Origin of the sequence: uncultured Parabacteroides sp., assembly GCF_905196875.1 — a bacterium.
GTDB lineage: Bacteria > Bacteroidota > Bacteroidia > Bacteroidales > Tannerellaceae > Parabacteroides.
In genome coordinates, this window is the sequence record NZ_CAJJWO010000019.1 from 71,702 (window position 1) to 81,085 (window position 9,384).

Annotated in this window: 8 protein-coding genes; all 8 read right to left on the minus strand. The window is 39.2% G+C overall.

Annotation, left to right across the window (positions count from 1 at the left end):
• Positions 1-72: 72 nt before the first annotated feature.
• The 8 genes from recG to QZ076_RS08980 all read right to left on the minus strand — a co-directional run bounded on the left by recG (position 73) and on the right by QZ076_RS08980 (position 9,329).
• Positions 73-2,169: an ATP-dependent DNA helicase RecG gene (recG, locus tag QZ076_RS08945; protein WP_293712577.1), complete on the minus strand. Its 2,097-nt coding sequence runs from the start codon at positions 2,167-2,169 to the stop codon at positions 73-75.
• 38 nt (positions 2,170-2,207) lie between these two features.
• Positions 2,208-2,663 carry a hypothetical protein gene (locus QZ076_RS08950; protein WP_293712579.1) on the minus strand — a complete coding sequence of 152 codons (456 nt, stop codon included), beginning with the start codon at positions 2,661-2,663 and terminating at the stop codon, positions 2,208-2,210.
• 101 nt (positions 2,664-2,764) lie between these two features.
• Positions 2,765-3,343, minus strand: coding sequence for a DUF4827 family protein (locus QZ076_RS08955; protein ID WP_293712581.1), 579 nt, complete (start codon positions 3,341-3,343; stop codon positions 2,765-2,767).
• A gap of 2 nt (positions 3,344-3,345) precedes the next feature.
• Entirely contained in the window at positions 3,346-4,299 is a 954-nt protein-coding gene (locus QZ076_RS08960) for a DUF4848 domain-containing protein (protein WP_293712583.1), read from the minus strand.
• Between the two features lie 37 nt (positions 4,300-4,336).
• Positions 4,337-4,666: a hypothetical protein gene (locus QZ076_RS08965; protein WP_293712585.1), complete on the minus strand. Its 330-nt coding sequence runs from the start codon at positions 4,664-4,666 to the stop codon at positions 4,337-4,339.
• Positions 4,667-4,863: 197 nt separating this feature from the next.
• Positions 4,864-6,486, minus strand: a complete 1,623-nt coding sequence (locus QZ076_RS08970; RefSeq protein ID WP_293712587.1) for a hypothetical protein — start codon at positions 6,484-6,486, stop codon at positions 4,864-4,866.
• Positions 6,487-6,878: 392 nt separating this feature from the next.
• Positions 6,879-7,814, minus strand: coding sequence for a DMT family transporter (locus QZ076_RS08975; RefSeq protein WP_293712589.1), 936 nt, complete (start codon positions 7,812-7,814; stop codon positions 6,879-6,881).
• Positions 7,815-7,979: 165 nt separating this feature from the next.
• Complete coding sequence (locus tag QZ076_RS08980; RefSeq protein WP_293712590.1) at positions 7,980-9,329, minus strand: FGGY family carbohydrate kinase; 1,350 nt, start codon at positions 9,327-9,329, stop codon at positions 7,980-7,982.
• Positions 9,330-9,384: the final 55 nt, after the last annotated feature.

Below are 9,384 nucleotides of genomic sequence, written 5' to 3' on the forward strand. Positions count from 1 at the left end.
GAAGAAATTCAAAAGCGGCCTGCATTCTTATTGAAAAACAAGAGCTTCAAAAGAAACATGTTTCACAACATATCAACTAATCATGCTCCAATTTATCTTTCTGGAAAAGAGCGTTTTCAGTCTTTCGTTCAAAATCCGGTTAGGTTCGGACAACAATTCCGGGTCTTTGTCCAAAACTTCCGTTGCGATATCGCGTGCATATTGAAGGATCTGCCCATCGGCTGCCAGGTTGGCTATTTTCAGGTCAAGCCCTTCCCCGCTTTGTTGGGTTCCTTCCAGGTCGCCATGCCCGCGAAGGTGCAGATCGGCTTCCGCTATTTCGAAACCGTTATTGCTGTTTACCATAATCTCCAGACGTTTACGGGTGTCGTTGCTCAATTTATAGGAGGAGACCAGAATACAATAGGACTGTTCCGCACCACGCCCGACACGTCCCCTCAACTGATGTAACTGCGAAAGCCCGAAACGCTCGGCACTTTCAATCACCATCACGGAAGCGTTCGGCACATTCACACCTACTTCGATCACGGTCGTTGCCATTAAGATATGTGCTTCTCCGGATATGAACTTCTGCATTTCGGCCTCCTTGTCTGCCGCCTTCATCTTTCCATGAACCATACAGACCTTATACTCCGGAAATACTTCCTTAAAAGTTTCAAAGCCGTCTTCCAGACTCTTGTAATCGAGCTTTTCGCTTCCTTCGATCAACGGATAAACGACATAGACCTGACGCCCCAATCCGATCTCCTTACGCAGGAAATCATACAGCTGAGCTTTCTTGTTATCGTACCGGTGCATCGTCTGGATCGGTTTACGTCCGGGAGGCAACTCATCGATCACGGAGACATCCAGATCGCCGTATAGAGTCATGGCCAATGTCCGGGGAATGGGCGTTGCCGTCATCACCAGCACGTGCGGAACAACAGCATTCTTTTTCCACAGGCGCGAACGTTGCTCCACACCGAAACGATGTTGCTCATCAATGATGGCCAGTCCCAGCGAGGAAAAAACGACAGTCTCTTCGATCAGGGCATGCGTCCCTATCACGATCTGTATTTCTCCCCGGGCAATAGCCGGAAGCAGTTCATTCCGTTCTTTCTTCTTTGTCGAACCAGTCAACAGCGCGACACGGATATCCATATCCTTCAGAAACTCCATGACAGTAGCGTAATGCTGGGTGGCAAGTATTTCGGTCGGTGCCATCATACAGGCCTGGCAATGGTTATCGACAGCCAGCAGCATGGAAAGCAATGCGACCAATGTCTTTCCGCTTCCCACATCACCCTGCAAAAGGCGGTTCATCTGCCGTCCACTTCCCATATCGGCGCGGATTTCCTTGACGACTCGTTTTTGCGCCCCGGTCAGTTCGAAAGGAAGATACTCCTTATAAAATGTATTGAAGTAGTCCCCGACGGTTGGAAAAACGATTCCTTTCAGTTTTAGTTTCCGAAGACTCGCCGTACGGAGAATGTTCAACTGTATAAAGAAAAGTTCGTCGAACTTCAGGCGCAACTGTGCCTGTTTCAATTTCTCCGCCGATTCCGGGAAATGGATATTCCGGATCGCTTCTTTCAACGGCATCATACGGATACGCGATAGCACATCCGGGGGAAGCGTTTCGGGTAACTCCCAGTTCAACGCACTTAATAAGGTATATTGCAGGTTCTGTATCGCCCTCGAATTGAGGAACGACTTTTTCATCTTCTCCGATGTATTATAGAAAGGTGTCAGACCGCCAGCTACCTGTTCTGCCTGCTCTACCGGATCGATATCGGGATGGGGAATATTATAGATATGTCCGAACTCGGCGGGCTTACCGAAAACAATATAGTCGGTCCCTGTCTTATATTTATCCGTCACATAGTTAAGTCCCTTGAACCAAACCAGGTCGATCGTCCCGGTCCCATCTGTAAACTTAGCCACCAGACGGCGGGTTCGCCCTTCTCCCACCGTATCATAATACAAAATACGCCCTTTCAATTGAATATAAGGCATATTTCCCGTTATCTCGGCCACCTTATAAAAGCGGCTACGGTCAATATATTTATATGGAAAATAAAACAACAAATCTTCATACGAAGATATTCCGGCTTCTTTCCGTAATATCTCCGCTTTCTTCGGGCCTACGCCCGGCAGATACATGAGGGATCGTTTATCGAGATCGAGCATAGCTGTCTATTTGGACAGCGAATTTATTATTTTTATGGTCACAATGCAAATTTATAGCCGATAGAGAAATGCAGACGGGCACAATTTTGATTGATAAAGTTTTGAAGCCAGGAAACGCCGACATAATATTTGTGATATTTAACGCCACCTTCTACAGCTGTTCCTAAATTTAGAGGAGAAGCAAATCCGATAAAAGGCCCTGCATTCAAACGAACTTTCAAGGTATTATTTACAGGTATCCGAAGAGAGGCATACAGAGGGATATCCAAGCCAAAGTTCCAATCGCCGGTTTTTTTATAAGTACCACTAACGGTATTAATCAAAGCCCCCGGTTGAATATAAAACAGATCCGACATCTTAAAAGACGCCATTGCCCCTAAATGAAGTCCCCAAACTTCCGAATAACTGACACCGATACGAGGTTCCAACTCGATCCCTTTTGCATTCCCAACAGTACATAACACGATCATCAACGATAATAAGATGCTTTTCATAAAAATATTTCCTTAAATTAATACCAGTGTCTCATATAGAACGGGACACTGGTATTCTTATTATGCAAGCACTTCTATTAATTTTGCCGAAAAAAGTTTTATCACTCTTTCACAAAAGTAAAATCGACTTTTTCATAATAAATCGGTAAATAGGAGGAGTGTTGGTATACACTTCCACATGTAAAGGGGACAATCATACTCACTGATGAATTGTCACCAATATATTCCATTACGCTGACATATCCTTCACAAAGGAAATTTTCGTCACGATAAGCTTGTTGAGTCTCGCTATACTTAAATTTAAGTGGCCATTTCGCCCATTCGTCATCAGCCTGAAATCCATCAAAAGAAACGTCACCTTCTTCTCTTCCTAAAAACAACCCTTTTGCAACAGACTGGATTTTAGTATCCTGAACCGGACGATTTCCATTTCCGGAATCAATGACATGCAGATAAACACCATTATCAAGCAGTACAAACTCCTTTTCTCCGAAAATACTATCCTTCGGATATTCTTTCAATACCACCAATCCGTTTTCATCAATAAATTTATCGATTATGGCCTGTTCTTTGTCCCTAACATCCTGATAAGTTGTTTTCTCTGCTTCACAAGAAGCAACGAGAAAGATCAAACCGCAAAAAAGTAACAACAAATCAAAGTATTTTTTTATCCGTTTCATTTTTATAAAAGTTCTTGAGGATAGTCAAGTTTCAAAGTTAATGTTCTTCCTGTACCATTATGTCTTATTATCACAGTCCTAGCAACAGGAAGTTTATCAATCCCATTAGATGCTCTTGCATATTTATAATCATGCGAAGAAAATCCAAAGCATTCTAGCATTGTTCCTCCATATTCAGCAACACCAAATCCTGCACCAAGTTTAGCACTTGTTCCTGAATTATGATTATACCATATGCCTACAAAATTTTTCTTTCTAAAACAAACTTCAACTTGAATTATAGGTATGCCTTTATCACTTGTATTTTTACATTTTACCCATACTTTATTTTTCCCAACTTCTTCTTCAGCAATACTATTTGTACCTGAAGTCGCTCTTAGATTATTTTCACTTGGAGGAGTTAGACCTAAATCTTCTAGCTCTTTGTATGAATTAATATCTATCAACGAGATAGTTTTTCCACCAACAATAACATTCCCATTTTTATCAGCAATTTTAGCTAATTCTTTATCACTAATAGGCAAATAGGCTGAATAATCATCACCTTCTTCAGGGAAATATAAAGAAGAATATTTTTCTTTAAACTCTTCATATCCGCCCTCTCTATCATAATAAGACTCAGCCTCATTCATTGCTTCTACAAAAACATCATACATTGACCGAAAACCAGCTTCTCGTAATGCATTTATTTGAGTCATATTAGTAAACGAAGAAACACTCTTCATCAAATATACAGGAGTTGATACACCTGACAACTGTAAAGACAATTCTTTCATTTGCTCTTCTGTTTCAAATACAAGAGTTCCATTTTTTGTTTCAACATTTACACCACACAGATTAACCGATGATTCACTTTGATCTTTCACTTCAAGATCTTTTAAACTTTCTTCATTTGTACATGCTACTAATGTGCATACAAATGCAACACTAATAAACTTTACTAATTTTCTTTTCATAAGTTGAAATTTGTTTATAAAATAAATACTAATAATATTACTCAATAAAAAAGTCACCTTTAGCCTTATAACCTAAAGAATTAATCCAAATAACATATTCACCTTTTTTCAATCCTATCCCTAGTGAAACAATCCCTGGAGTTCCATTTAAAGATGTTCTAAAAACGACATTTCCAAAATGATCTTCAATAACGACATCGATAATTCCAATATGACTCAAAATACCAACGTCTAACGTTTGGCTATCAAAAAAAACTTCTACTGGAGTTATTGGACATCGAGTTTGAGCTTGCAAATCAATTTGCATTTTCGCAAAACCCGTTTCTGCAATACAGAATAAAATAGCAATCAATAATACTTTATACATAAATTACAATCATTAAATTATTTCTGCTGCAAAGGTAAGGAGCCATTTGAGAAGAGTGCTATAATTTCATATCAAGGCATGTACAGCAATATTTATGCCCACATAAGCTAATTAACTAATACAGACAACATTGAAGGCCATGTACATACAAAACCATATGTACAAGAGCCTTTTTACTTCAATTTTATATAAACAAATTACAACTTTTCAATAATCTTTTCCAATGTAGTATTTGTATTTTCAAATCCACCTTTTATCATAATACGACTACGTCTTCTACTAACTGATGTAGATTGAATCTTTAATAAGATCGCTAATTGCTGACTATTCAATCCGATTTTTAGCAAACAGCAAAAACGAATATCTTCTTCCGTCATATTAGGGAAGTTTTTCTGCAAATTTTCAAAGAATAATACATAGGTAGATTTAACACATTCTTTTAATGCGATCCATTCTTTATCGGTCAAAGGATAATTCTTCGCTTTTTCTATAGATTGAGAAATCTCAATAATCCTTTTATAAACATCTGTACTTGTTAACACATTTTCTCGAATTTCCATAACTATAGAACTTAAACCTTTCATATCAATTTCTTTTTCCATAAATAAAGAATGCTTATCTTGAATAATCTGTTGTTGCTTAATTATATATTTTTCTTTCTTAGTAATACGATGTCTATATAGAACAATTAGCAATAAACAAAGAATAACCAAACAACAACATAGAATTACTATCCATTGATTTTTTATATCCAATTTGTTATTTTCATTCAATAAATGCTCATACTCATATCGTTTTTCAACTTTCAAAATATTCGTTCTTTCTTGTAGGTTTGAAATAGAATCTGCAAAGCTTGTATACTGTTCATAATAATTTAATGAAAGATTATAATTCCCAAGCTCTTTCTCCAAAATATAGAGTCGATACAATAATCCCCCTTTAAACATTTGATTATCCGAACTAAGCCGAGTTGCCATATTTATATAATCTTGTGCCTTCTTATATTCTTTTCCGGATGTATATAAATCTGCTAATGCTAAAAAAGTAGGTGCACTACCTGCCTTATCATAAACAATCGATTGCAACAGATACTCCTCTGCTAATAAATAATTATTCATTTCTTTATAATTAATCCCTAAACGGTTAGTCAGAGAACTCAACAATAAAGAGTCGTTGAGATTTAAAGCAAACTTATACGCCTTCAAGAATGACTCCGAAGCCGCTACGTATTCTTTTTTTAATGTATAAATCCAGCCAATATCACGAATAGAATAAATATAGTTCAGGCTATCACCTCCTTTCAGATAAGACTCTCCGCTTAATTGATAGAAGTATTGAGCCTTATCATAATCATTATCAAAACTATACAGACATGCCATTTTATTATACAATTTCCCTACCAACAACAAATATTTTTTTTCCTTTTTTGCCATTTCCACTACTTGCAAATACGATTTCATCGCCCATTCGAAGTCTGTTTCCTCCTCGTAAGACATTCCCAGGTACATCAAAATATTTATCTTCTCATCCAGCGATCCATGTTTCTCATAATATTCATTAGCCCTTTCCATCTGAGGGACAAATGGCATATCCTCTTCCAATTTTTCACATACAGCGGCACAAGTCAGACACCAGCGGGAAAAAGTCTTGTTGTCCAAAACATCCGGATTTGTGATGCTTTTTAGTATAACAAAAGCACTATCGGGATTTTCGGACAGCAGAAGTTTCTCTGCGTCTTTTACTTTCAAGGTGATTTCACTGTTGTTCTTACAGCCGAAGACAAAACAGGAAAGAAGGAATAGTAATACGGCGTTTTTCATAATTAATACTTGTGTGTTGTTTGGAGTGCAAAATACAAATAAAAATAATAAGTATGTAAATTATGAGAGGGGATTCTCTGAAAGATTATTGACAGCTAGTGGCCACTCTAAATTATCTACCGAAGAAATTAAACTTTTCTGCCGATCTATTTTGAACTACTATACGTACTAATTCAAATTAGTACGGCGACTAATCAACGGTTGATAGCCATCAGCCGATTGGCCGATAACCGTCAGCCGTATGGTTGATAATTATCGACCGTATGGCTGACAATTATCAACCATTAATTTGAATAGGAGATTATTTAAGGCAGAATGGGATAAACACCTGATAACTAAGGTCTATTTCGAGAGATGAAAGATATACAAATTTCCTGTATTTACAAATACATTCAACTATTTTTTTTCTTGAGTGGAAGTCGGGGAAACAGCTTTCTGAAGCGGATCAGATAAGCCGTAACATTGCTTCCGGCAATAATGAGTGTGACAGCCAGAATGATCATCACAATGCCGCAACCCAGCCGGGGCGTCAGCACTTCACCGAAGATGGTAACACCGAAAAAGACAGCGGTCAAAGGCTCGAGAGCACCGAGTATGGCTGTCGGAGTAGAACCGATATATTGTATGGCCTGCGTGGTACACAGGAAGGATATGGCAGTGGGAAAGATTGCTAAAGCGATCAGATTACCCCACAAGTACCAGTCGTTGGGAATATGCAAGCTATGCCCGAAATCCACACGGATCAGGAAGAGCAAAACACCGAAAAGCAGGACATAGAAAGTCAGTTTAAGAGTCGCTATATCCTTCAGTCGCGGCCGGTTCACACCAACGATATAAATAGCGTAACTGAGTGCCGATCCCATGACCAGAAGGACACCAATCGTGTTGAGCGTTGCACCACTACCGGTTTGATAAAGCAACCCTATGCCACCTAATGCGAGCATTATGCAAAGGACGGTTTGCAAGGTCAGTTTCTCCTTAAAAAGTATCGACATGATCAACGCAACCATGATCGGATAAACAAACAACAAGGTCGATGCAATGCCGGCTTCCATGTAATTATAACTTTGGAACAAAGCAAGCGAAGAGAAAGCTACCAGAAATCCCAGGACAATCAACGGCACCAAATCTCTCCGGCATAGCTTAAAATTCCGCCCTCTCGCCTTCAACATAATACCCAGCACCGGAATGGCAAACAGGTATCTGAAAAACAAAACAGAGTCAGGATCCATCCCCGCTTTATAAAGAGGAAGAGCAAAAAGAGGATTCATACCATAAGTGGCAGCCGCTATGGCTCCCAGCATGTATCCTTTCACCTTTGCATTCATATAAGTAGATATTTGCTGATTAATATATCGATAATGGCCGGCAAATGTAGAATGTACTTTTTACATACACAATAGCATTAAACGATATTTTCAGAAAAACATCCTGACAACAATTTATACTTTTTCCTCCTCTTAAAAGAATCGATCCTTCTGCTTCATTTTTCTTTAAGCAATTTTACATTTGTCTCCTCCTTTAACTGCACTCAGACAAGCGCCAAAAGCTGCCTCCTCCTGATACAAAGAAAAAGATAACTTACATCCGAATAATTCTTCAAATGCCTGACACAGGAGCGGATTTCTCTTGAGCGCATTCCCCGAACCAACAATAACATCTTTCTCATGACGGATATTCTCCGGTAGCCTTTGATAAAAACCATGCAGTTCACGACTGATACCTTTCAGAAAACCCAATATCAAATTTTCCGGAGTAAAATTGGAAAGAGATATATTTTCAATATGACCACGTTTCCACGGAGCAAAACGGGTTCCGTCAAATAGAGTTTCAACGATGGGAAGATCACAAACGTCTTCTTTATAAGAAACAGAAGTCATCACCTGGTAAAGATCCAAACCGCCGGCCTGGAGCTGTTCATCTGATAACGTCGGTAGAAAAGCCCGCAGAGTCTGCTCAAAAAAGTTTTTCAACATAACAAATGCCTGACCGCCACAAAGAGCGGCTCCCACCAATATATATCCACCACCGGGGAAAGGCCTTGTATCCAGTTCCGGTATTTTTATAAACTTATCGGAGTAGACAGAGATCTGGCTGCTTGTCCCTACGGTTATATGAATAGAATGATGGATATCCTTTACCGATCCGAGGAAAGCGGCCTGGTTATCTCCTATCGCAGAATATACGGGTATCTGCCGCTTATTATAACCACAGCAAGTGGCAGATTCCGACAATTCCGGTAAAATAGAAAGATCGATCCCCACCTTTTCCAGAGCGGCATGATCAAAACACAGGTTTTCCAAATCGAAAAAGCCGATGCTTGCACCATTCGAATAATCAGTAAGAGGTGTTTTCTGTCCGGATAACTTCATGACAACATAGTCCATGATCGTACAGATCTGTTTTGCATCGTCGGGAACCAGCCCATTTACCTGGTTATAGAAATGCGTCACCAGACCGAAACCTGTTGCCAGCGCATAGCCTGTTTCTTCGGATAAGTAAGCTGCATAGGTCTTATTCTCACGATATAACTGGTTACCTCTTCCATCTTGCCAGGTATAAAGCGGACTGACCGCTTCGCCTTGTTCATTCAAATAAAGTATTCCATGCATTTGCCCCGTAACACCAATTCCCTTAATATCCGGGTAACGGGAAGAGAAATCCTCCATTATTTCTTCCACAATCCCGATGATTCTGTCCGGAGATTGGATTTTCTCCCAAAGAACCTCCGAAACAATCACTGAGTCGTTGGCGATTGTGAGTGATTCTATTTTGTTCTTTTTCAGATCATAAGCAACACTGCTGATAGAACTGGTTCCGATGTCTATTCCAATATAGCACATATTTTATTTCTTTAATTACTAATCATTAAATGTATATTCAGGAAAACCCTATCTT